The organism is Luteibacter sp. HA06 (genome assembly GCF_054061215.1).
Genome location: NZ_JBSSDZ010000001.1, coordinates 1586990 through 1608561, shown reverse-complemented (window position 1 = coordinate 1608561; position 21572 = coordinate 1586990). Strand labels below are relative to the sequence as shown.

General features: G+C 65.1%; 22 protein-coding genes. 8 read left to right on the top strand and 14 right to left on the bottom strand.

Features of this window, described 5'->3' with window-relative positions; all coding sequences use genetic code 11:
• Window positions 1-136 precede the first annotated feature (136 nt).
• Together cysS and ACVWWJ_RS07190 are read left to right on the top strand one after the other, a co-directional pair.
• The gene (gene cysS, locus ACVWWJ_RS07195; protein ID WP_456967236.1) at window positions 137-1516 is read left to right on the top strand and encodes a cysteine--tRNA ligase; all 1380 of its coding nucleotides are present in this window, start codon (window positions 137-139) and stop codon (window positions 1514-1516) included.
• Window positions 1513-1947, top strand: a complete 435-nt coding sequence (locus tag ACVWWJ_RS07190; protein WP_456967235.1) for a SufE family protein — start codon at window positions 1513-1515, stop codon at window positions 1945-1947. Before cysS ends, ACVWWJ_RS07190 begins: the two co-directional genes overlap by 4 nt.
• Before the next feature lie 146 nt (window positions 1948-2093).
• Here ACVWWJ_RS07190 and dksA read toward each other — a convergent pair whose 3' ends face one another.
• Window positions 2094-3203 carry an RNA polymerase-binding protein DksA gene (gene dksA / locus ACVWWJ_RS07185; RefSeq protein ID WP_456967234.1) on the bottom strand — a complete coding sequence of 370 codons (1110 nt, stop codon included), beginning with the start codon at window positions 3201-3203 and terminating at the stop codon, window positions 2094-2096.
• 115 nt (window positions 3204-3318) lie between these two features.
• Here dksA and yidD point away from each other — a divergent pair, with 115 nt between their 5' ends.
• From yidD to ACVWWJ_RS07170, 3 genes are read left to right on the top strand one after another with little or no spacing between them, the layout of a single operon-like run.
• A complete protein-coding gene (gene yidD / locus ACVWWJ_RS07180; protein ID WP_071924815.1) occupies window positions 3319-3579 on the top strand; it encodes a membrane protein insertion efficiency factor YidD in 261 nt (86 codons plus the stop codon).
• Complete coding sequence (locus ACVWWJ_RS07175; protein ID WP_456967233.1) at window positions 3572-4909, top strand: dihydroorotase; 1338 nt, start codon at window positions 3572-3574, stop codon at window positions 4907-4909. The genes yidD and ACVWWJ_RS07175 overlap by 8 nt, the downstream gene beginning before the upstream one ends.
• A complete protein-coding gene (locus ACVWWJ_RS07170; RefSeq protein WP_456967232.1) occupies window positions 4906-5697 on the top strand; it encodes a M23 family metallopeptidase in 792 nt (263 codons plus the stop codon). Before ACVWWJ_RS07175 ends, ACVWWJ_RS07170 begins: the two co-directional genes overlap by 4 nt.
• A gap of 149 nt (window positions 5698-5846) precedes the next feature.
• Here ACVWWJ_RS07170 and folE2 read toward each other — a convergent pair whose 3' ends face one another.
• The 6 genes from folE2 to efp form a co-directional block, all read right to left on the bottom strand.
• Window positions 5847-6770: a GTP cyclohydrolase FolE2 gene (folE2, locus tag ACVWWJ_RS07165; protein ID WP_159893193.1), complete on the bottom strand. Its 924-nt coding sequence runs from the start codon at window positions 6768-6770 to the stop codon at window positions 5847-5849.
• A gap of 98 nt (window positions 6771-6868) precedes the next feature.
• Complete coding sequence (locus tag ACVWWJ_RS07160; protein WP_456967231.1) at window positions 6869-7705, bottom strand: squalene/phytoene synthase family protein; 837 nt, start codon at window positions 7703-7705, stop codon at window positions 6869-6871.
• Window positions 7702-8382, bottom strand: coding sequence for an HAD-IA family hydrolase (locus ACVWWJ_RS07155; RefSeq protein WP_159893189.1), 681 nt, complete (start codon window positions 8380-8382; stop codon window positions 7702-7704). The genes ACVWWJ_RS07160 and ACVWWJ_RS07155 overlap by 4 nt, the downstream gene beginning before the upstream one ends.
• Window positions 8379-9086, bottom strand: coding sequence for a bifunctional 2-polyprenyl-6-hydroxyphenol methylase/3-demethylubiquinol 3-O-methyltransferase UbiG (gene ubiG / locus ACVWWJ_RS07150; protein ID WP_456967230.1), 708 nt, complete (start codon window positions 9084-9086; stop codon window positions 8379-8381). The genes ACVWWJ_RS07155 and ubiG overlap by 4 nt, the downstream gene beginning before the upstream one ends.
• Window positions 9087-9089: 3 nt before the next feature.
• The gene (locus ACVWWJ_RS07145) at window positions 9090-10427 is read right to left on the bottom strand and encodes a TRZ/ATZ family hydrolase (RefSeq protein WP_456967229.1); all 1338 of its coding nucleotides are present in this window, start codon (window positions 10425-10427) and stop codon (window positions 9090-9092) included.
• Window positions 10428-10510: 83 nt separating this feature from the next.
• Window positions 10511-11089 (bottom strand): elongation factor P, encoded by a 579-nt coding sequence (gene efp / locus ACVWWJ_RS07140; protein ID WP_159893183.1) that lies wholly within the window; start codon window positions 11087-11089, stop codon window positions 10511-10513.
• A gap of 87 nt (window positions 11090-11176) precedes the next feature.
• Here efp and epmB point away from each other — a divergent pair, with 87 nt between their 5' ends.
• Window positions 11177-12202 (top strand): EF-P beta-lysylation protein EpmB, encoded by a 1026-nt coding sequence (gene epmB, locus ACVWWJ_RS07135; RefSeq protein WP_456967228.1) that lies wholly within the window; start codon window positions 11177-11179, stop codon window positions 12200-12202.
• A 99-nt stretch (window positions 12203-12301) separates the two neighbouring features.
• Window positions 12302-14365: an EAL domain-containing response regulator gene (locus ACVWWJ_RS07130; RefSeq protein WP_456967227.1), complete on the top strand. Its 2064-nt coding sequence runs from the start codon at window positions 12302-12304 to the stop codon at window positions 14363-14365.
• A 126-nt stretch (window positions 14366-14491) separates the two neighbouring features.
• On the opposite strand, the gene rplS is transcribed toward ACVWWJ_RS07130, so the two are convergent.
• From rplS to ffh, 5 genes are all read right to left on the bottom strand, one after another.
• A complete protein-coding gene (gene rplS / locus ACVWWJ_RS07125) occupies window positions 14492-14890 on the bottom strand; it encodes a 50S ribosomal protein L19 (RefSeq protein ID WP_159893177.1) in 399 nt (132 codons plus the stop codon).
• Between the two features lie 13 nt (window positions 14891-14903).
• Window positions 14904-15686 carry a tRNA (guanosine(37)-N1)-methyltransferase TrmD gene (gene trmD, locus ACVWWJ_RS07120; protein WP_159893175.1) on the bottom strand — a complete coding sequence of 261 codons (783 nt, stop codon included), beginning with the start codon at window positions 15684-15686 and terminating at the stop codon, window positions 14904-14906.
• Between the two features lie 17 nt (window positions 15687-15703).
• Window positions 15704-16219, bottom strand: a complete 516-nt coding sequence (gene rimM / locus ACVWWJ_RS07115) for a ribosome maturation factor RimM (protein WP_159893173.1) — start codon at window positions 16217-16219, stop codon at window positions 15704-15706.
• Complete coding sequence (rpsP, locus tag ACVWWJ_RS07110) at window positions 16219-16470, bottom strand: 30S ribosomal protein S16 (protein ID WP_063573145.1); 252 nt, start codon at window positions 16468-16470, stop codon at window positions 16219-16221. The genes rimM and rpsP overlap by 1 nt, the downstream gene beginning before the upstream one ends.
• 99 nt (window positions 16471-16569) lie before the next feature.
• Window positions 16570-17961: a signal recognition particle protein gene (gene ffh, locus ACVWWJ_RS07105; RefSeq protein WP_159893171.1), complete on the bottom strand. Its 1392-nt coding sequence runs from the start codon at window positions 17959-17961 to the stop codon at window positions 16570-16572.
• Between the two features lie 119 nt (window positions 17962-18080).
• On the opposite strand from ffh, the gene ACVWWJ_RS07100 reads away from it, so the two are divergent.
• Window positions 18081-18878 carry a cytochrome C assembly family protein gene (locus tag ACVWWJ_RS07100; RefSeq protein WP_456969675.1) on the top strand — a complete coding sequence of 266 codons (798 nt, stop codon included), beginning with the start codon at window positions 18081-18083 and terminating at the stop codon, window positions 18876-18878.
• 91 nt (window positions 18879-18969) lie between these two features.
• Here the strand turns inward: ACVWWJ_RS07100 and radA are convergent, their stop codons facing one another.
• Window positions 18970-20361 (bottom strand): DNA repair protein RadA, encoded by a 1392-nt coding sequence (radA, locus tag ACVWWJ_RS07095; RefSeq protein ID WP_456967226.1) that lies wholly within the window; start codon window positions 20359-20361, stop codon window positions 18970-18972.
• An 83-nt stretch (window positions 20362-20444) separates the two neighbouring features.
• A complete protein-coding gene (gene alr / locus ACVWWJ_RS07090) occupies window positions 20445-21533 on the bottom strand; it encodes an alanine racemase (RefSeq protein WP_456967225.1) in 1089 nt (362 codons plus the stop codon).
• Between the last annotated feature and the right edge of the window lie 39 nt (window positions 21534-21572).

Here is a 21572-nt window from a genome sequence, read left to right as displayed (position 1 = left end):
TCCACGCTTAGAACCGCATGGGCTGTCTTCACACAGTCATGTCAACCGAATTCCGCGCCGCGCGTACGCCGCAGGCCGGGCCGGGCTTGCTAATATCTCCGACCGGCCGCCCGCCGCGCCCGTCCACGGATCCCCGATGCCGATCTCGCTCTACAACACCCTGTCTCGCCGCACGGAAGCGTTCAGCCCGCTCGATCCGCAGCGGGTGACCATGTACGTCTGCGGGCCTACCGTCTACAACTACATCCATATCGGCAACGCCCGTCCGCCGGTCGTCTTCGACGTGCTGGCGCGGCTTATCCGGCGCCACTACCCGAAGCTCGTCTATGCCCGGAACGTCACCGACGTGGACGACAAGATCAACAATGCGGCGGCCGCCGCGGGCGTGCCCATCGGCGAAATCACCGGCCGCTATGCCAAGGCCTACAACGAAGACCTGGCGCGTCTTGGCGTCGCCCCGCCCGATGTCGAGCCCTACGCGACCGACCATATCCCCCAGATCATCCGCATGATCGAGCGGCTGATCGACAGCGGTCACGCCTACGAGGCGGAAGGCCACGTGTTGTTCAACGTCGAGTCCTACGCCGCCTACGGCGCGCTCTCGGGCCGTGACCCGGACGAGCTGCTGGCCGGCGCACGGGTCGAGGTGGCGCCCTACAAGAAGAGCCCTGGCGACTTCGTGCTGTGGAAACCCTCCGACGAGACCCTACCGGGCTGGGACAGTCCCTGGGGCCGCGGGCGCCCCGGCTGGCACATCGAGTGCTCGGCCATGAGCGAGGCCCATCTGGGCGACACCATCGACATCCACGCCGGCGGCGTCGACCTCACCTTCCCGCACCACGAGAACGAGATCGCCCAGAGCGTCTGCGCGCATGGCGGCAAGCCGTTCGCGCGGTTCTGGATGCACAACGGCATGCTGACCTTCGACGGCCGGAAGATGTCCAAGTCGCTCGGCAACGTGCTCCAGCTGCACCAGCTGCTGGACAAACATCCCGCCGAAGCGCTCCGCCTCATGCTGCTCCGCGGCCATTACCGCCAACCGCTGGACTGGTCGGACACCGCCATGACCCAGGCCGTGCGCACGCTCGACGGCTGGTACGGCGTGCTTCGCGACATGGCGGACGTCGAAGCCGGCACGCCCGTGATACCGGCCGCCGTCGAAGCCGCGCTGTGCGACGACCTCAACACGCCCCAGGCCCTGGCTGAAATCTCCCAGCTCGCCGACAACGCCCGCCGCGCCACGGGTGATGAGCGCGTCGCTGCCAAGGCCGCGCTGCTGGGCGGTGCCGCGCTGCTGGGCCTGCTCGGCGAAAACCCCGAAGCCTGGTTCCGCCAGGGGAATCCGGGCGAAGCTATCGACGCGAGCGCTATCGAGGCACTCCTCGAGGAACGCCGCTCCGCCCGCGCCGCGAAGGACTTCGCCCGCTCCGATGCCATTCGCGACCAGCTCAAGGACCTGGGCATCGCGATCGAAGACAGCGCACAAGGCACGCGCTGGAGTGTGGTGAAGGCATGAACGAACCCCAGGAAGCCACCGCCGCGGAGGCCCAGGCCGCTATCGCCGAGGAGTTCGCTTTCTTCAGCGACTGGACGGAGCGCTACCAGTACCTGATCGACCTGGGTCGGCAGTTGCCGCCGTTCCCGGATGCGAGCAAGACAGAGGAGAACCGTGTCCACGGCTGCCAGTCCATGGTCTGGCTGATCCCCTCCGGCGATGCCTCGAAAATGCATTTCGACGCCGCCAGCGATTCGGCCATCGTGTCCGGACTGATCGCGCTGATGCTACGCGTCTACTCGGGCCGATCGGCACGGGAGATCGTCGATACCGAACCGGCCTTCGTGCAGGAGATCGGCCTGGCCAAGCACCTCTCCCCTACCCGCTCCAACGGCCTGGCGGCGATGCTGGCCAAGGCGAAAGCCTACGCAGCTGCGACCCTCGCCGGCTAGCCACCGCTCCTACAGGAGCCGATTTATCGGCGATGGTGTTCGCGTAACGGGCCCGCTGCGCGGGATCGTCGATGAATCGGCCCCACATGAAGCAAAAAAAACCCCGCTTATAGCGGGGTTTCTCATTTTGGCAGTGCGGACCAGGATCAGTCGCCCATCTGCTTCTGCAGGTGCTCGCGGCGCTCCTGTGCGTCGAGGGTCAACGTGGCGATCGGGCGGGCGTCGAGGCGCTCCACACCGATTTCCTCGTCGGTCTCTTCGCAGAAACCGTAGCGGCCTTCCTCGATCCGGCGCAGGGCCTTGTCGATCTTGGAGATGAGCTTACGGTAGCGATCGCGGGTACGCAGTTCGAGCGAGTTCTCGGTCTCGCGCGTGGCGCGCTCGGCCTCGTCACCCACGTCACGGACTTCCTCGCGGAGGTTGTCCATGGTCTGGCGGGATTCCTCGACCAGCTGCTCGCGCCATTCCTTGAGCTTGTTGCGGAAATAAGCAAGGTGACGAGGACTCATGTACTCCTCGTCACTGCTGGGCTTGTAGCCCTTGGGCAGGTCAATGACAGTCGAAGCGGGCAGCGCATAGCGGCCGTCTTCGCGCGTGATGCCGTTATCGGCGGTATTGGAAGCTGTGCTGTTCATGCTGGATTGAGCGGACTTCTCGTTTCTGGATGAGTTAGCGCTGCCCACTGCGGAGGCTGTCCGCGGTGTCACAGCAGCAACGGCCGATGCCGTGCGACCCTTGGGGGGCGGCGCGACGTCGTTGGCCGGGGCGACTTTCTTCGCCGCCGGCACGGGAGCGGGCACGGCAGCCTTGGCAGGCGCCGTAGCGGTCTTTTTAGCAGCCGCCGCGTTCACGGCGGGCGATGCTTTCGTTGGTGCAACGGCAGCTACCTTCTTGGCTGGCGCTTTCGACACGGCCTTCGCGGCTGCCTGCGGGGCGGCCTTGACAGCCGGCTTGGGCGCTGCCTTGGTGATCGCCTTTACCGGCGCAGCCTTGGCTGGCGCCTTCTTGGCAGCAACCTTTGCCACGGGTTTCGCCGGCGCACTCTTCGGAGGCGCGGCCTTGGCGGGCGCGGCCTTCTTGGGGGCTGTCTTGGCGGAGGTCTTTGTCGCGGGCTTGGCCGCGGCACCGACCGCCGTCTTTGCCGGCGTCTTTGTCTTTACCCCGGCCGTAGCCGTCCTGGCCTTACTCACATCGCCGGCGCCGCCCTTCTTGGCGGTGCCCTTGGCAGCTGCGGAACTATGCGCGGTTTTCGCCATTTCCTTCACCTCGGTGGCCGTGGCGGCGGGGTGTTATAGCCCAGATGCGTTAGCCCAGCAACCTATCTTCTGGGATACTGTCGGCTGGCTGACGCCGGTCGACCCGGACTGAAAAGTGACCCGCCTCCTTCTATTCCTTCTGTCCCTCTATAAACGCTGGCTGAGCCCCCTTCTAGGGGCCCGCTGCCGGTTCCATCCATCCTGTTCCGATTATGCACGGGTTGCCATAGCCCGCTTCGGTCCGGTGCGAGGCTCCGTGCTCGGCGCCTGGCGCCTCTGCCGTTGCCAGCCGTTCTGCGAAGGTGGCATGGACCCCGTACCCGATCACTTTGTCCTGCGCCGATGTGGCGCCCAAGGAGCACATATCCATGACTGACGCCTGGCTCATCAAGAACGCCGAACTGATCAACGAAGGCCGCCGTTTCACTGCCGATGTACGTTTGCGGAACGGAAAAATCGCGACCATCGCCCAAGGTCTGGAAAAAGAGCGTGACGAACAGGTGATCGACGCTTCAGGCCTGTGGCTGATGCCGGGCATGATCGACGACCAGGTTCACTTCCGCGAGCCGGGCCTCACGCAGAAGGCCGATATCGCCAGTGAATCCACCGCCTGCGCGGCTGGCGGCATCACCAGCTTCATGGAGATGCCCAATACCAGGCCGCCGGCCCTCGACCGTGACTCCCTCGAAGCCAAGTACACGCGCGCCTCAGAAACATCTCGCGTCAACTACGCCTTCTACATGGGCGCCAGCAACGACAACCTCGAGGCGATCCGCGCGCTCGATCCGAAGGCCGCCCCCGGCATCAAGGTGTTCATGGGCGCCTCCACCGGCAACATGCTGGTCGACAACCCGGAAACCCTCGACCACATCTTCCGCGATGCGCCGACGCCGATCATCACGCACTGCGAAGACACGCCGATGATCGACGTGAATCTGGAAAAGGCGCACGAGAAGTACGGCGAAGACATCCCCGCCCGTGAGCATCCGCTCATCCGCTCGCGAGAGGCCTGCATCAAATCGACGAAGCTGGCGATCTCGCTGGCGAAAAAGCACGGCACCCGCCTGCACGTTCTGCATATTTCCACCGCAGACGAGCTGGCCCTGTTCGAGCCCGGCCCGATCGAAGGCAAGAAGATCACCGCGGAAACCTGCGTGCACTTCCTGCATTTCGCGGCGCCGGACTACGAACGCCTCGGCTTCCTGATCAAGTGCAACCCGGCGATCAAGGACGAAGCGGACCGCGACGCCATCACCAGGGCGCTGGCCGAAGGCCGCCTGGACGTACTCGCCACCGACCATGCCCCTCACCTGCTCGAAGAGAAGGCGCAGAAGTACGACAAGGCTCCGTCCGGCCTGCCGCTGGTGCAGTACGCGCTCCAGGCGGCGCTCGAGCGTGTCTTCGAGGGCAAGCTGACCCTGGAGCGCGTTGTCGAGGCGGTCTGCCACGCACCGGCCAAGCTGTTCGACGTGGAAAATCGCGGTTTCCTTCGTGAAGGTTATGCCGCCGATCTGGTTCTTGTGGACCCGAAGCGCAAGCACACGGTGGTTCGCGAGGAAGTGCTGTCCAAGTGCGGCTGGTCGCCGTTCGAAGGTGAGACCTTCAGCAGCAGCATCGCCTCGACCTTCGTCAACGGCCGGCGCGTCTGGGACGGCAAGAAGGTGGACGAGAGCGTGCGTGGCCAGCGCCTGACGTTCGATCGATGAGAAAAATCGCAAGCGCACTTGCCGCCCTGTTCCTGTCCACGACCGCCGCCGCAGTCGTCACCGACCTGCCCTCCAGCGTATCGCAGGGCGGTCTCGTGATCGGTCATGCGGCGCCGGGATCCCGCGTTACCGTGGCGGGAAAGCCCGTTCACGTCGGCGCCGATGGCGTCTTCGTCTTCGGTGCGGGACGCGACGAGCAGGGCCCGATCGAGGTCGTCGTCGGTGGGGCCAGCCACAGTCTCAGCGTAACCCCACGCGACTGGCCGATCGAACGCGTCGAGGGGGTGCCGCCGGCCACGGTGAATCCCCCGCCCGAGATCGCCGCACGCATCCAGCGCGAGCAGGCCGAAGTGGTCGCCGCACGCAATCGCGACGACGCACGCGAGGACTTCACGCACGGCTTCATCTGGCCGGTCACCGGGCGTATCAGTGGTCGCTTCGGCAACCAGCGCATCTACAACGGTGATCCGAAGGCGCCGCACTCGGGCATGGACATCGCCGTGCCGCAAGGCACGCCGGTGAAGGCGCCGGCCGACGGCATCGTCACCTTCGCCAAGCCCGATCTCTACCTCACCGGCGGCACGGTACTGCTCGACCACGGCTTCGGCCTGTCGTCGAACTTCCTGCACCTTTCGCGGATCGACGTGAAGGTGGGACAGCACGTGCATCAGGGGGAAGTGATCGGTGCGGCCGGCATGACGGGGCGCGCGACCGGGCCTCATGTGCACTGGGGGTTCAACTGGTTCGGGTTGCGGCTGGATCCGCTGTTGTTGCCGGGCATCCAGTAACGGATGAAGCTCTTTGTGGGAGCCGATTTTGTGGGAGCCGATTCATCGGCGAACGGGCGTATGGCTACACCGCTCCGTTGGCTTTTCGCCGATGAATCGGCTCCCACATTGCATCGTTTCGCCGATGAATCGGCTCCTACATTTCTTTATTACCTGACCTTCGAGGCGAAGGCGACGGCGTCGTGCGGGTGCAGGCTTTCGTGATGCGCTACACGCACATGGAAATCGCCGACGCGCGGATCGGCGTCGAGGGTCTTCTGGATGCGACGGGCGGCGTCCTCGCAGAACATCAGGTTGCTGCCATTGGCGAGTGCGAAGGCCTGTTCGTCTGCACGTTTGACCGCCGTCTGCACCGGCGTGCCCAGGGCCGCTTCGACGTTGTCGATCATGTCGATCAGCGGGAACACGCCCTCACCTACCGGACGCACGCGGATCGTCGCGGTGCTGCGCTGTGCATGCGGGGTGGCGACGATGCCCTGCTCCGTGCCCAGCCAGGCAAGGATGGTGTCCCGATCCAGCGCGTTATCCGCCGAGAACGTCCTGGCGAAGTTGTCCTGAATGAGCTGGCGCGACAGCGCAGCCGAGGCAGGGCAAGTCGACGAATAGACCACGTCCGTGGTGATTTCGATACTGAACTTGTCGCCGCTCAGGTTGGCGCAGATGGTGATCGGGTAAGACCGCCAGCCGCTGTTGTCGCTGCGAAGGGCGCGCCGGCGAACCAGGTGCTCGAACCCGATGGTGATCTTCGCGTGGTCCGACAGGCCTTCATGCGAGCTCAGGAACGAGCCGAGCAGCTCGCGGATGCCGCCGATGGTCAGCGGGCCGGCGGAGAGCGCCTCGGAGACCAGCAGGTACAGGCGCGACATGTGAATGCCGCGAACCTCTGGCTTGTTCAGGTTGACGAAGGCGCCTACCCGCGCACCGGTCGAACGGACATCGCCGTCGCCCGCATCGAACTGCACCGGCATTTCCATGCCATCCATGCCGACCCAGTCGAGCGTGCCGATGGCGAGGGCGTGCTCCTGCGAGGCGACGTCGGGAAGGAGGCGGGTCGGGGAATCTTGGATGTACATCGGGGGATCCTAAGGGGAACGCGCCGTTACCGGCTTACCGTGACCGAAATGGGGATGTTGAGGATTGGCTCAATGGTCCGCGCATGGAAACGGTCCGTTCAGCCGAATCGTCCCGCATGCCGTGCCGCCAGCCACGCCCGGATAGCCGTCGCCGGCCCGGTGCGCGACTGCCGTAAGTGCAGTTCACGGAAGGGTTCGGTTGCCTTGGCGGCGGCACGGGCCGTAGAAAGCGCCGTACGGCCCTCCAGGCCGCGGAAGGTGCTCAGGGGCTCACCGAGTGCCAGTGCCGCACGCAGGCCGTCCGCAAGCTCGGACAGCTGGGCTTTCAGGGCCTCGCGACGGGCCGGCGTGTCGTCCTTGAGCTGGCCGCGCGACAGGCCGTGGCGGGCCAGGCGGGACATGGGCAAGGGCAGCCGTTCGCGCTCGGCGTCGAGCTCCAGCCGCGACAGCGAGAAGACCAGGTGCGACAACGTGGCAATGCGGGAGGCGGCCTCCACGGGCGCGTCGGCGCCGAACCACCAGGCGTTTTCGAGGGCGGCCAAGGCGCCGTGCATACCGCGCGAGGCCGCGACCTGCGCGTTGAAATCGGACGGTGTGCCCTGCTCCAGCTGGGCCATCGCGGCCAGCACAGGCCCCAGCCAGCGGTCAGCGGGAACGCGGCGGGCGCGCTCATCGGCGAACAACTGCTTGGTCAGGGGGTGACGGCCACCGCTCGCGGCAGCACCTGCGAGTTCCTCCGCCCACCACTGCAGCTTCGCCGCAGCGACCTGCGGCTCACGCACGCCATAAGCGGAAGCAATCAGCTCCTGCTCGAGCGCCGCGAGCGCCACGTGGGCGTCGCGCACGGAGGTCTCGACGAAGGGCAGCGCCACGCGCTGCTGCGGCTGCACCGCAAGCCACTTGTCGACATAGCTCTGGATGGCACCGTCGGTCACGCCGGAATCTCCCTCACGCCAAGCAGGGCCGCGAGTTCATCCACGCTGTCGAGCACGACATCGGCGCCCCATGCATCCGGATCGCCGCCGTCGAGATAGCCCCAGCGCACCGCCACGGTGAACAAGCCGGCGGCGTTGCCCGCCTCCACATCGCGGCGATCGTCGCCGACGAAGACCGAACGCGCCGGATCACAGCCGGCAAGGGCGCAGGCGTGCAGGACGGGTGCCGGATCGGGCTTCTTCACCGACAAGGTGTCGCCCGACACCACGGCCGAAGGTTTCCAGTGCGGTACCGCCTGCGGCAACAGGCCGTCGGTAAGGAAGCCCGGCTTATTGGTCACGATGCCCCAGCGGACGCCGGCGTTATCGAGGCCGACAAGCATCGATTCCACGCCGTCGAAAGGCACGGTGTGCCGGGCCATGTTCGCCTCGTAGATTTCCAGGTAACGAGGAACCAGCGCCATCAAGCGCTCGGGATCGATACCAGGGAAGCCTACCGCGATGATCGCCCGCGAGCCGCGCGAGACCACCGGGCGCACCTGCTCGTAAGACGGCGGTGTCACACCCTGCTCCGTGCAAAGGTCGAGCAGGGCGCCGTGGAGGTCGAGTGCGCTGTCCAGCAGGGTACCGTCGAGATCGAAGAACACCCCGTCGAGCGTGAACGGCAAGCTGCTCACCCGACCTTCCTCGCGCTCAGGATGTAGTTCACGGCCGTGTTCGACGACAGGCTCGCGTTGCGTGTCAGCGGGTTGTAGGCGAGGCCCTTGATGTCCTCGAGTTCGAGATCGAAGCGGCGAAGCATGCCGGCCACTTCCGAAGGCTTGAGGAACTGCGCGTAGTGGTGCGTGCCACGCGGAAGCAGGCGCATCAGGTACTCGGCGCCAACGATGGCCGCACCGAAGGCGGCCGGCGTGCGGTTGAGGGTCGAAAGGAACAGCTGGCCACCCGGCTTGAGCATGGCGGCGAGGTCGCGGATCAACTCGGCCGGATCGGGAACGTGTTCGATCATTTCCATGCAGCACACGGCGTCGAACGACGCTGGCTCGGTCTCGGCCAACGCCGTCGAGGACTGCACGCGGTAGTCCACCTGCAGGTTCGATTCGAAGAGGTGCAGCTTCGCGATCTCGATCAGCTTGGCGCCGAGGTCGATCGCCGTCACCTGCGCACCCGCGCGCGCGAGCGCCTCGCTGAGCAGGCCGCCGCCGCAGCCGACATCGACGACCTTCGCGCCGCGCAGGTTCACACGACCTGAGACATAAGCCGCGCGCACCGGGTTCAGATCGTGCAGCGGGCGGGACTCACCATCGGGATCCCACCAGCGTGCCGCTAGCTTCTCGAAACGCGCGATTTCTTCCGCGCTGACATTGGCGTTGGTTTGCATGGTTCAGGCTTCCTCCTCGGAGGCAATGATTTCGCGCCAGGCCCGCGCCTTCGAAAGAATACGCGCCTTGTCGATGCCGACGAGTTCGCCGTCAGCCAGCTTACGCTGGCCGTCGATCCATACATCGCTGACCTGATGGCGGCCGGTCGCGTATACAAGCTGCGAAGCCACATGATAAAGGGGCTGCGTTTCCAGCGCGTCGAGACGCACCGCCGTGAGGTCGGCGCGCTTGCGCGGCTCGATCGAGCCGATACGGTCGCCGAGACCGATCGCCCTGGCGCCATTGAGCGTGGCGGCGCGCAACGCGAACGCGGCGTCGAATGCCGCGGCGTCGCCGGCAACGGCCTTGGCCAGCAGGGCCGCCGTGCGCATCTCGCCGAACATGTCCAGATCGTTGTTCGAGGCGCAGCCATCCGTGCCGATGCAGACGTTGACGCCCGCAGCGCGCAGCTTCTCCGCCGGACAAAACCCGGAGGCGAGCTTGAGGTTGGATTCCGGGCAATGCGCTACCGACACGCCGGCCGCGGCGCAGGCAGCGATCTCGTCGTCGTTGAGTTGGGTCATGTGCACGGCGAGCAGGCGGTCGGTCACGATGCCGAGCTTCTGCAGGCGCTCGAACGGACGCATGCCGTCCTTGTCCTTGCCCTGCTGCACTTCCAACGCGGTTTCGTGGGTATGCAGGTGGATGGGGATATCGAGCTCGTTGGCGAGATCGCGGATCCTTATGAAGTTCTCGTCGGACACAGTGTACGGCGCATGCGGTACGAATGCCGTCGTGAGCAGCGGCTCGGCCTTCAGCGACTCATGCACTTCCAGCGCGCGGCTGAAGTATTCATCCGACGTCTTCGCCCAGGGCGTCGGGAAGTCGATCACCGGCAGGCCGATGACCGCGCGAAAACCCATCTGCTTGTAGGTCGCCGCGATCACGTCCGGGAAGAAGTAGTTCTCGTTGGCGCAGGTCGTGCCGCCACGGATCATCTCGGCCACGGCGAGTTCCACGCCGTCACGGATGAAGTCCGGACCCATCACCCGCGCCTCGGCCGGCCAGATGTGTTCCTGCAACCAGGTCATCAGCGGGAGGTCGTCCGCGAGCCCGCGCAGCAGGGTCATCGGGTTGTGGGTATGCGAGTTGATCAGGCCCGGCATGAGGGCATGTTCGGGCAGCTCGACGCGTTGGCGCGGCGCGTAGGTAGCGCGTGCGTCGGCGATCGGCAGGATCGCGAGGATCTCGCCGCCGTTCACGGCCACCGCGTGGTCGTCGAGTACCACGGCGTGCGGTTCGATGGGGACGACCCAGCGGGCTTCGATGAGGAGGTCGATGTCGATGGGGCTGGAAGTCATTGCTACCTCAGGGAAGCGTGTAAAAAAAACGGCACGGCGCCCGGGAGGGCTGCCGTGCCGATCGATGCATCAGGTGCTGCGCCTTACTTGACGCGGCTGTCGTACTCGCCGGTGCGCGTATCGACCTTGATGATTTCGTCCTGGTTGACGAAGAGCGGCACGCGAACCACGGCGCCGGTTTCCAGGGTGGCCGGCTTGCCGCCGCCGCCCGAGGTATCGCCACGCACGCCCGGGTCGGTCTCGGTAATCTTCAGCTCGACGAACTTCGGCGCCTGCACGGCGATGATGTTGCCGTTGAACAGCGTGACCACGCACTCTTCCTCGCCCTTCAGCCACTTCCAGGCATCGCCCATGGCAGCGAGGCTGGCACGATGCTGCTCGAAGGTCTCGCTCTGCATGAAGATCCATTCGCGATCGTTGCCGGTGCCCTCGACGTACGAGAAGTTGGCATCGGTGTCGACGGCATCGGCTTCTTCGTACGAATCGCTCGACTTGAGCGTCTGCTCGGTCGTGCGGCCGTCCTTGAGGTTGCGGATACGGATACGGGTGAACGCCTGGCCCTTACCCGGCTTGACGAAGTCCGCTTCGGTGATGATCCAGGGATCGCCGTTGTGGATGATCTTCTTGCCCGTTTTGACGTCGTTGAGGCCAAGCATGCCCATCTGTATCTGCTCCAGAGTTATATCCGCCCCGCTGGGCGGCTAAAATAGGGTCTGTCACGGGCCATAGCGCCCGATCCAAGGTCCGCAATGATAACCGCAAGCCCCACTTCCCGCCTATCGCCGCCCGTCACGGGCTGGCGCGAGCTATGGCGGGATGCCATCACGGACGCGGGAGAACTGCTGGAGGCCGTCGGCCTGGCCCACCGGACCGACCTGCTTCCGGCCGACGACGCCGGGTTTCCGCTGCGCGTCCCGCGTGGTTTCGTGGCCCGCATGCGCCGGGGCGACCCCACCGACCCCCTCCTCCTGCAGGTGCTGCCGCGCCGCGCCGAGCACGATGTGGTCGAGGGTTTCACGGTGGACGCCGTGGGCGACATGGCCTCGCGGGCCGGCCACGGTGTCCTTCACAAATACGACGGCCGCGCCCTGCTGATCGCCAGCGGCAGCTGCGCCGTCAACTGCCGCTACTGCTTCCGCCGGCATTTCCCGTACGGCGAGGAGATCGCCGCGGCCGCCCAGTGGCGCGACGCCCTTGCCCATGTGAAGGCCGACGCGAGCATCCGCGAACTGATCCTGTCGGGCGGCGACCCCCTGTCCCTCGCCACCCATAAGCTCGACGAGCTCACCCGCGGGCTGACCGACATGCCTCATGTCATCCGACTGCGCATCCACACCCGCTTGCCGATAGTGCTGCCCGAGCGTATCGATGACGCCTTCACGGACTGGCTGGCTGCCCTGCCCCTGCAGAAAGTGGTGGTGTTGCACGCGAATCACGCCAACGAGTTCGACGCAGCGGTAGACGCGGCCTGCTCACGGCTTCGCGCCGCAGGCGCCACCCTGCTCAACCAGTCCGTGCTGCTCAAGGAAGTGAACGACGACGCCGATACCCTCGTGGCGCTGTGCGAGCGTTCGTTCGCCGCCGGCGTGCTGCCCTACTACCTGCACCAGCTGGACAAAGTGGCCGGGGCGGCGCATTTCGAGGTGTCCGACGAGCAGGCGCTGGGGCTCATGGAAGTGCTTCGGGGCAGGCTGCCTGGGTACCTGGTCCCAAAACTCGTACGTGAATTGCAGGGCGACCCATCCAAACGCCCCGTTGCCGAATTCGCGCGCTAGTATGGGCATCATCCGACCAGCATGACCTGGCCGGACCGCGTGAGGGGGGAGCGGGCCAGCTAACGGTCCGCGCGGGTAGCAAGCGGCTTTCGGAACGGCATGAAACACGACAACGTCATCAGGATTCTCTTCATCGAAGACTCGGTGGAAGACGCCGAGCTTTTGATCAATGTACTTCGCAACGGCGGTATCGCCGTGCGCCCTGCCCGCGCGACGAACGCGGCGGAGATCCAGTCCGCTCTCGACGAACTGGTGCCCGACCTCGTGCTGATGAATCCGAGCGTGCCGGGGATCGATGCCGTCGGTGTCGCCCGCCAGCTGGATTCGAGTGGACGCGACCTCTCGCTTATCGCCGTGGTCAACAGCCTTACCGACGACAGCGTGGCGGACCTCTTCGCCGGTGGCGCGCGCGGCGTGGCCCTGCGCAAACGCTCCGACCAGGTCCTGGCCGTGGTGCTTCGTGAGTTCGAGGCGCTCTCGACGCGACGCCAGGTGCGCCGCCTGGAAACCTCGCTGCGCGAGACCGAGCGCCGCTGCGATTCCTTACTCGATTCCTCGCGCGACGCCATTGCCTATGTTCACGAAGGCATGCACGTGCGCGTCAACCAGGCCTATCTCGAGGCCTTCGGCTTTGCCGAGTTCGACGACATCCTCGGCCTGCCGATCCTCGACCTGATCGCCGGCACGCACGCCGACGATTTCAAGGGTGTGCTGCGCGGCCTGTCCAAGGGCGACAAAGCCCCGCCGCCACTGGAACTGCTGGCGCGCCGCGACGACGGAGCGACCTTCAAGGCCCTCGTCGACTTCGCGCACGCCACGTTCGAGGGCGAGGCCTGCCTGCAGATCGTATTCCGCCAGCAGATGGTCGACGCCGCCCTGGTCGCCCAGCTGCAGCGTGACCCGGTGACGGGCCTGTTCAATCGCGCGCGCACGCTCGAGCACATCGACGAAGCGGTGGCTGCGGCAGCCGCCGGCCGCGCCGGCCAGGCCATGCTCCTGCTCGAACCGGACAACTGGAAGGAAATGGTCGCAAACGCCGGCATCGGCAATGCCGACAAGCTGCTGGCCGCCATCGCCGCGAAGATCAACGAATCCATTGACGACGAAGATGTCGCCGGTGTGCTGGGCGACCACACGCTCGGCCTGATCCTGGCGCCACGTGGCGACCTCGAACATGCCGCTTTGACCGAACGCCTGCGCACCAGCATCGCCGAGCACATCATCGATGCGGGCACCCGTTCGCTCAATGTCACGATTACGATCGGCGGCACGCTGATCGCCGAGAAGAACGCCAACACCGAGGCTGTACTCGAGCAGGCCAGTGCCGCGCTGCGCAACGCCCAGAACCAGGGCGGCAACCGCGTGGAGTTGCACGATCCCAGCGCCCGAGAGAAGGCCGACGCCGAGCGCGAGCAGTACTGGCTCGATCTTGTCCGCCACGCGCTGTCGACCGACGGATTGCGCCTCTACCACCAGCAGATCATCAGCCTGCAGGACGCTGCGGGCGAGTTCTACGAGATCCTGGTACGCATGCGTGGACCGAAGGGCGACGTACTGCCGTCGTATTTCTTCCCCGTGGCGGAGCGCAACGGCCTCCTCCCCGCGATCGACCGCTGGGTGCTCGGCCACGCCATCGATGCGCTCGCGCACCGCGAGAACGACGGGCTCACGACCACCTATTTCGTGAAGATGACCCTGCAGTCGCTGGAAGATCCGGACCTGCTCCCCTGGCTCTGCCGTCGCCTCGAAACCGCCAAGCTGCGTCGCAGTACGCTGGTCATCGAGATGCCCGAATCCAAGGTACTGACGAGCCTCCGCCCCACCCAGGAATTTGTTGCCGGCTGGCGCAAGGCTGGCGGTGGGTTCGCCATCGAACAGTTCGGTTCAGGCCTCAACTCGTTCCAGATGCTCAACCACGTCGAAGCGGACTTCCTCAAGATCGACCGCAGCTTCATGACCGACCTGCCCCAGCATCCGGAAAACCAGAAGAAGATCGCCGAGATCTGCAAGGAAGGCCACGCGTCGGGCAAGCAGACGGTCGCCGAGTGGGTCGAGGATGCCGTGAGTACTTCGCTGCTGTTCGCCTGCGGCGTGGACTTCGTCCAGGGCAACTTCCTGCAGGAGCCGGCCAAGGTGCTGGCCGAGGAATACATGCCCGTCTGAGGCCGGGCTAGCGACCACTGCCTGGCAGAAGCCGATTCATCGGCGATTGTGGGAGCCATCGAAAACCCAGGCAACAAAAAAGCCCGCGATTGCTCGCGGGCTTTTTCATTGCGCTGGCTGCCAGAATTACTGGGCAGCGGCAGCGGCGGCCTTCTTCGCGACCTTGGCGGCAGCGGCGGCGGCCACGTCTTCCTTGATGCGGGCTGCCTTACCTTCCAGACCACGGAGGTAGTACAGCTTGGCGCCACGGACCTTGCCCTTGCGCTTCACTTCGACCGAGTCGATGGCCTGGCTGTGCGACTGGAACACGCGCTCGACACCGGTGCCGTGCGAGATCTTGCGCACGGTAAAGGCGGAGTGCAGACCGCGGCTACGCTTGGCAATGACGATGCCCTCGAACGCCTGAACGCGCTCGCGAGTACCTTCCTTGACCTTGACGTTGACGACCACGGTGTCGCCAGGACCGAAATCCGGCAGCTGGCGGGTGATCTGCTCGGCTTCGAACTGTTGGAGAAGTTTGTTCATGGCACACCTGTCATCAATTTTCGTTACGGCGGTCGATATCGGCCGCACCGTTTAGCCGTGCATATTCACGGCGGAATTCATCCAGCAATGCCCTCGATTCGTCATCGAGTGCACGCTGCGTTAGCAAGTCCGGCCGGCGTAGCCAGGTACGACCCAGCGACTGTTTGCGACGCCACCGGCGAATAGCCGCGTGATCGCCGGAAAGCAGCACCTCCGGCACGCCACCCCAAACATCGTGCTGTTCGGGACGGGTGTAATGCGGGCAATCCAGCAGGCCATCCGAGAAGGAGTCCTGTTGGGCGGATTGCGCGTCGTTCAACGCGCCATCCTGAAGACGACCTACTGCATCGATGATTACCGCTGCAGCAAGCTCCCCGCCAGACAGCACATAATCGCCGATTGAGAGCTCCTCGTCGACCTCATGCTGCAGCAGGCGTTCGTCCACGCCCTCGTAACGTCCGCAGATCAGGGCGATTCGCGGCATATTTGCCAGCGCCTCGACCTTACCCTGCGTCAGCCGCGCACCTTGCGGGCTGAGGTAAATCACGTGCACCGGTTCCGGTGCCGCCTCACGAACCGCCACGAGCGCTGCTCGCAAAGGGTCGATCAGCATCACCATGCCCGGCCCACCACCAAAGGGACGACCGTCCACGGTGCGATGCTTATCGGGAGCGAAGTCGCGGGGGTTCCAGGTTTCGACCTGTAACAACTCGCGTTGCTGCGCCCTGCCGACCACCCCGACCGCGGCCGACTGACGGACGAAATCGGGAAACAACGAAACCACATCGATACGCATGATCTGGATTCGGTGCCTTAGAACTCGGGGTCCCAGTCCACCACGATGCGCTGGCCATCGAAATCGATGGAGTGCACGTAGGGGCCCTGGACGAACGGGATAAGTCGCTCCCTTTCACCGTCCTTCACTACCATGACGTCATTGGCGCCGGTGGCAAAGAGATGGTTCACCCGACCCAGGACGACGTTCTCCGTGGTGACGACCTCGAGACCCTCGAGATCGGTCCAGTAGAACTCGCCCGGCGCGGGCGGCGGCAGCACATCACGCGAAACGGTAATTTCGCAGCCGATCAGTGCATTCGCCTGGTCGCGATCCTCGATGCCCGGAAGGGTGGCCACGAGGCCCTTACCTTGCGCGCGTCCGCGGATCCCGCTGATCTCCTTTTCCACACCCGGCGCGGTGAGCAGCCAGGGCTGGTATTGGAAGATCTGAATACGGGGTTCGGTCCAGCTTTCGAGCTTGACCTGACCCTGCACGCCGTAGAGCCCGACAATGCGTCCGAGCCGGACGCGCTTACCGAGCCCTGTCGACATCAAGCAGCCAGCTTGCCGGCTTCCTTCACGAGGGCACGGACCTTGTCGGTCAGCTGTGCACCCTTCGCCACCCAGGCCTGGACCTTGGCAACGTCGAGTTCGAGACGCTTATCAGCGCCCGAAGCGACCGGGTTGTAGTAGCCCACGCGCTCGATGTTGCGACCGTCGCGCTTGTTGCGCTGGTCGGTCACGACGACGTGATAAAACGGACGGCCCTTGGCGCCACCGCGCGAAAGACGAATCTTAACCATATTACGAGCTCCAGAATTGCCGATTGCCGGCAGGCGCGCGCTAGATGCGGGCGCGGTAAACCCGGCATTTTAGCGAAAGTTGTAGAAAATGGAAGGGGTTCAGCGCATCGGCGGCATACCGCCGCCCATTCCACCCATGCCGCCCATGCCCTTCATGGCGCCACGCATCTGGCGCATGAGGCCCTTGCTGCCGCCTTTGGACAGCTTGGACATCATTTTTTCCATCTGCATGAACTGCTTGAGCAAACGGTTGACGTCGGCGGGCTGGGTGCCGGAACCGCGGGCCACACGGGCCTTGCGCGAACCGTTGAGGAGATCCGGGTGACGGCGCTCCTTCTTGGTCATCGACCCGATGATTGCGACCATGCGCTTCAATTCGTTGTCGTTGACCTTGGATTTGACGTTGTCGGGCAGGTTGCCCATGCCCGGCAACTTGTCCATGAGACCGGCGAGACCTCCCATGTTGGACATCTGCTCGAGCTGGTCTCTCATGTCGTTGAGATCGAACCGCTTGCCCTTCATGACCTTCTCGGCCAGTTTCTGGGCTTTCTCCTGATCGACCTTGCGCTCGACCTCCTCGACCAGCGACAGGACGTCGCCCATGCCGAGGATGCGCTGGGCGAGGCGATCCGGATGGAACGGCTCGAGGGCGTCGGTCTTCTCACCGGCGCCGAGGAACTTGATCGGACGGCCCGTCACGTAACGAACCGACAGCGCAGCACCGCCACGGGCGTCGCCGTCCGTCTTGGTGAGGACCACGCCGGTGAGCGGAATCGCGTCGGAGAACGCCTTGGCCGTGTTGGCGGCATCCTGACCGGTCATGGAATCGACCACGAACAGGGTTTCGATCGGATCGAGCGCGGCGTGCAGCGCCTTGATCTCGTCCATCATCGCTTCGTCGATGTGCAGGCGGCCGGCGGTATCGACCAGGAGCACGTCCATCACTTCGCGACGGGCAGCAGCAATGGCGGCCTTTGCGATATCGACCGGGTTCTGACCCGCTTCCGACGGGAAGAAGGCGACATCGACCTGCTCAGCCAGCGTGCGCAGCTGCTCGATGGCGGCCGGACGGTAGACGTCGCAGCTGACGACCATGACGCGCTTCTTCTTCCGCTCCTTAAGGAAGCGGGCGAGCTTGGCGACCGTGGTGGTCTTACCCGCGCCCTGCAGGCCTGCCATCAGCACGATGGCCGGCGGCGTGGCGGCGAGGTTCAGCTCGGTGTTGGCGACACCCATGACGGTGGTCAGCTCGTCACTGACAACCTTGACCAGCGCCTGCCCCGGCGAAAGGCTCTTGAGGACTTCCTGGCCGACGGCCCGGACCTTCACGCGTTCGATCAGCGCCTTCACCACCGGCAAGGCCACATCGGCCTCGAGCAGCGCGATGCGAACCTCGCGCAGGGTCTCGCGGATGTTTTCTTCGGTCAGCCGGCCGCGACCACGCAGGCGGTTGACGGTATCGGAGAGGCGATTGCTGAGCGATTCGAACATGGCGAGTCGATGAATGCTGTAAACGACGGATTATAGCCGGAGTGGACCCCTGCCGTACGGCAGGCAATGCCAACGTGTCGCATTCACGATACCGGGCCGCTATGCCACACTCCGCGTCCATGATCGTCGCCATCCTTGCGCTCGCTGCCATCGCCCTCTACCTGTCTGCCGCAGGCGTGCTTGCGCGCCCGCTGATGACCGGAGGCCAGCCGTTGGCGCGCATCGGCATGACGATGGCCACACTCGCGGCACTGGCTCATGCCGGGCTTCTGCTGAGCGCCCATCGCGGCACGCTCGACCTGCATTTCTTTGCCGCCTTGTCCCTGGTGGCGTGGATTGCCTCGGCGCTCACGCTCGTGGTGAACCTGTCACGCCCAGTGGCGGGACTGGGCATCCTCATCTTCCCGCTATCGGCGGTATTCCTCGCGATGGATGCCTTCATCGTGCCGCGCACGGCGCCAGAAGCCATGACCTGGCAGATCGAGCTTCACGTGACGATCGCCGTGCTCGCTTTCGGCATTCTCTCGATCGCTGCCGCCCTGGCGATCCTGCTGGCGATCCAGGAGCGAGCTTTGCGTCGCAGCAAGTTCGGCCATTGGTTGCGCGCCCTGCCCCCGCTTACCCTCACCGAAGTACTGCTGTTTCGCCTGATCGCCGTCGGCTTCGTGCTTCTCACGCTGACCCTGGTCACCGGTACGCTGTTCGTCGGCAACCTATTCAGCCAGCACCTGGTCCACAAGACGGTCCTGTCGATCGTGGCCTGGATCGTCTTTGGCGTGCTGCTATGGGGTCGCTGGCGCCACGGCTGGCGCGGCACGCGCGCCGTGAACCTCACGCTGATCGGCATGGGCGTGCTGTTGCTGGCCTTCTTTGGCACCAAGCTGGTGCTCGAGCTGATCCTGCACCGCACGGGCTAAGTCGTCGTGCGCTTGCTCTGTGTGGGAGCCGCTTCAGCGGCGATGGGAGCTTGCGGCAACCCGGTTATCGCCGCTGAAGCGGCTCCCACACTTACTCGCGGCAGGCGTCGATGGCTTGCGACAGCCGCTCTACACCGATGACTTCCATGTCGCCTACGCGGCCTTTCTTAGGTGCATTGGCGGCCGGCACGACGGCGCGGCGGAATCCATGAGTGGCTGCCTCCTTGAGACGCTCCTCTCCGTTCGGTACCGGACGGATCTCGCCCGAGAGACCCACCTCACCGAAGGCGATGGATTTCTCCGGTAGCGCACGGTCACGCAGGCTCGATAGCACCGCCATCAACACGGGCACGTCCGATGCCGTTTCCTGCACCCGGATACCGCCGACCACGTTGACGAAGACGTCCTGGTCATACGCCGCAATGCCGCCATGCCGGTGCAATACGGCGAGCAGCATCGCGAGACGGTTTTGCTCGAGGCCGAGCACGACGCGACGCGGATTGCCCAGCGATGACTGATCGACCAGCGCCTGGACTTCGACCAGCAGCGGCCGCGTGCCTTCGCGAGTGACCATGACGGCGCTCCCCGGCGTGGGGCCCGAGTGCGACGACAGGAAGATGGCCGAGGGATTCGGCACTTCGCGCAGGCCCTTCTCGGACATCGCGAAGACACCGAGTTCGTTGACCGCGCCGAAGCGATTCTTGAAGGCACGCAGCACGCGGAAGCGACTGCCGGATTCACCCTCGAAATAGAGGACTGCATCAACCATGTGCTCCAGGACACGCGGACCGGCGATGCCACCTTCCTTGGTCACGTGACCGACAAGGAACACCGATGTACCGGTTTCCTTGGCGAAACGCGTGAGCTTCGCCGCCGACTCGCGTACCTGGCTGACGGAGCCCGGCGCCGCCGTGAGCATCTCGGTCCAGATCGTCTGGATGGAATCGATGACCAGAACCCGTGGGCGCGCTGTCATGGCCTGCTCGAGGATGCGCTCGATGCAGGTTTCCGCCAGGGCCTGCAGCGGGGCGAGCGGGAGGTCGAGGCGCTGGGCGCGACTGGCCACCTGCGATAGCGATTCTTCGCCCGTGACATAGAGACTGGGTAGCACGGCGCCCAACGTGCCGAGCATCTGCAGCAGCAAGGTGGACTTGCCGATACCGGGGTCACCGCCGATGAGGACGACCGAGCCGTCGACCAGACCGCCGCCGAGCACGCGATCGAGTTCACCGATACCGGTGTTCGTGCGCGCTTCTGCTGTAAGCAACACCTCGGTAAGTGCGGTGATCCTCGGCGCGCCGGCGGCGGCGCCGGCATAGCCGCCGCGCTGGGCGCCGAGCGACACCACGGCGGCAGGTTTGGCCGACTCCACGACGAAGGCCGAGAGGACGTTCCACACGCCGCATTCGGCGCACTGGCCCTGCCACTTGCTGTGCTCGGCACCGCATTCAGTACAAACGTAGGCGGTCTTGGCCTTGGCCATCGTGTCGTGTTCTTCCGGGAAGGGAGGGATCTATATAGCGCGACCGCGTCGCACGGAGCGATACACGCGCAACGGCGCGCGAATCAGCTTTCGTCTTCGACGAAGAGTACGCGACGGGTCATGCCGCAGGTGAGGTCGTAGGAAATCGTACCGGCCGCAGCTGCGACGGTCTCGACAGGCAGGCCTTCTCCCCAGAGGGTGACGCGATCACCGGTGCGTGCATCGGGAACGTCGCGCAGATCGATCGTGATCAGGTCCATCGAGACGCGGCCGATCAGCGGCGCCGTGTGGCCGTTCACCAACACGGGCGTGCCTGCCGCCGCACTCCGGGGATAGCCATCGCCATAGCCGATGGCGGCCACGCCGACGGCCATATCCTCGGGACATTCGTAGGTGCCGTTGTAACCGACACGCTCGCCCTTCGCGAGCTGATTGATCGCGACAAGCCGGGTCGAGAGGGTCATCGCCGGGCGGAAGCCGAAATCGGCACCTGTGCGACCTTCCACAACCGAAAGCCCGTAAAGCAGGCCGCCCGTACGGACCCAGTCGGCGCGGGCGTCGGGCCAGCCAAGCACTGCTGCGGAGTTCGCCAGCGCCCGTGGCCCGTCGAGACCGGCGGTCGCCTCCTTGAAGCGCTGGATCTGCAGGGCTGTTTCGTGCCCCTCGAATTCTTCCGAGGAGGCGAAATGGGTCATGAGACCGATCTCGCCGTCTATGGCAGGCATGGCCTGCAGTAGTGCGTGGACTTCGCGGGCGCGGGCGGGCGCAAAACCCAGACGGTGCATGCCGGTGTCGAACTTGATCCATACGCGCACTGGCCCGCGTGAAGGATCGGCCCTGGCTAACCAGGGCAACTGGGCATCGTGGTGGATCAACGCATCCAGGCGAAGGCGCTGCATTTCCGCAATATCGGAAGGGGTGTCGGGACCGGAAAGCACGACGATGCGCTGCCGATGACCGGCGGCGCGCAAACGCAGGCCATCGCCAATGGCGGCCACCGCGAAGGCCTCGGCTTCTCCATCGAGCGCACGGGCGACCCGTTCAAGGCCATGGCCGTAGGCATCGGCCTTGACCACCGCCATCACCTTCGCATCCCCCGCCAGCTCGCGAACGCGGGCCAGGTTATGGCGCAGGGCGCCGAGATGAATGGTGGCGACAGTGGTACGACTCATGGGCTGGAAGCGGTCAACGCGGCAAGGACAGACCGCTCA

Bases quoted from the DNA above. Each gene is read 5' to 3' on its own strand.
- trmD (WP_159893175.1), bottom strand. From the start codon at position 15,686: ATGCGTATCGATGTGGTTTCGTTGTTTCCCGATTTCGTCCGTCAGTCG.
- alr (WP_456967225.1), bottom strand. From the start codon at position 21,533: ATGAGTCGTACCACTGTCGCCACCATTCATCTCGGCGCCCTGCGCCAT.
- rpsP (WP_063573145.1), bottom strand. From the start codon at position 16,470: ATGGTTAAGATTCGTCTTTCGCGCGGTGGCGCCAAGGGCCGTCCGTTT.
- ACVWWJ_RS07100 (WP_456969675.1), top strand. From the start codon at position 18,081: ATGATCGTCGCCATCCTTGCGCTCGCTGCCATCGCCCTCTACCTGTCT.
- ubiG (WP_456967230.1), bottom strand. From the start codon at position 9,086: ATGCAAACCAACGCCAATGTCAGCGCGGAAGAAATCGCGCGTTTCGAG.
- rimM (WP_159893173.1), bottom strand. From the start codon at position 16,219: ATGTCGACAGGGCTCGGTAAGCGCGTCCGGCTCGGACGCATTGTCGGG.
- ACVWWJ_RS07145 (WP_456967229.1), bottom strand. From the start codon at position 10,427: ATGACTTCCAGCCCCATCGACATCGACCTCCTCATCGAAGCCCGCTGG.
- folE2 (WP_159893193.1), bottom strand. From the start codon at position 6,770: ATGTACATCCAAGATTCCCCGACCCGCCTCCTTCCCGACGTCGCCTCG.
- rplS (WP_159893177.1), bottom strand. From the start codon at position 14,890: ATGAACAAACTTCTCCAACAGTTCGAAGCCGAGCAGATCACCCGCCAG.
- radA (WP_456967226.1), bottom strand. From the start codon at position 20,361: ATGGCCAAGGCCAAGACCGCCTACGTTTGTACTGAATGCGGTGCCGAG.
- cysS (WP_456967236.1), top strand. From the start codon at position 137: ATGCCGATCTCGCTCTACAACACCCTGTCTCGCCGCACGGAAGCGTTC.
- ffh (WP_159893171.1), bottom strand. From the start codon at position 17,961: ATGTTCGAATCGCTCAGCAATCGCCTCTCCGATACCGTCAACCGCCTG.
- epmB (WP_456967228.1), top strand. From the start codon at position 11,177: ATGATAACCGCAAGCCCCACTTCCCGCCTATCGCCGCCCGTCACGGGC.
- ACVWWJ_RS07170 (WP_456967232.1), top strand. From the start codon at position 4,906: ATGAGAAAAATCGCAAGCGCACTTGCCGCCCTGTTCCTGTCCACGACC.
- dksA (WP_456967234.1), bottom strand. From the start codon at position 3,203: ATGGCGAAAACCGCGCATAGTTCCGCAGCTGCCAAGGGCACCGCCAAG.
- ACVWWJ_RS07190 (WP_456967235.1), top strand. From the start codon at position 1,513: ATGAACGAACCCCAGGAAGCCACCGCCGCGGAGGCCCAGGCCGCTATC.
- ACVWWJ_RS07175 (WP_456967233.1), top strand. From the start codon at position 3,572: ATGACTGACGCCTGGCTCATCAAGAACGCCGAACTGATCAACGAAGGC.
- ACVWWJ_RS07130 (WP_456967227.1), top strand. From the start codon at position 12,302: ATGAAACACGACAACGTCATCAGGATTCTCTTCATCGAAGACTCGGTG.
- efp (WP_159893183.1), bottom strand. From the start codon at position 11,089: ATGGGCATGCTTGGCCTCAACGACGTCAAAACGGGCAAGAAGATCATC.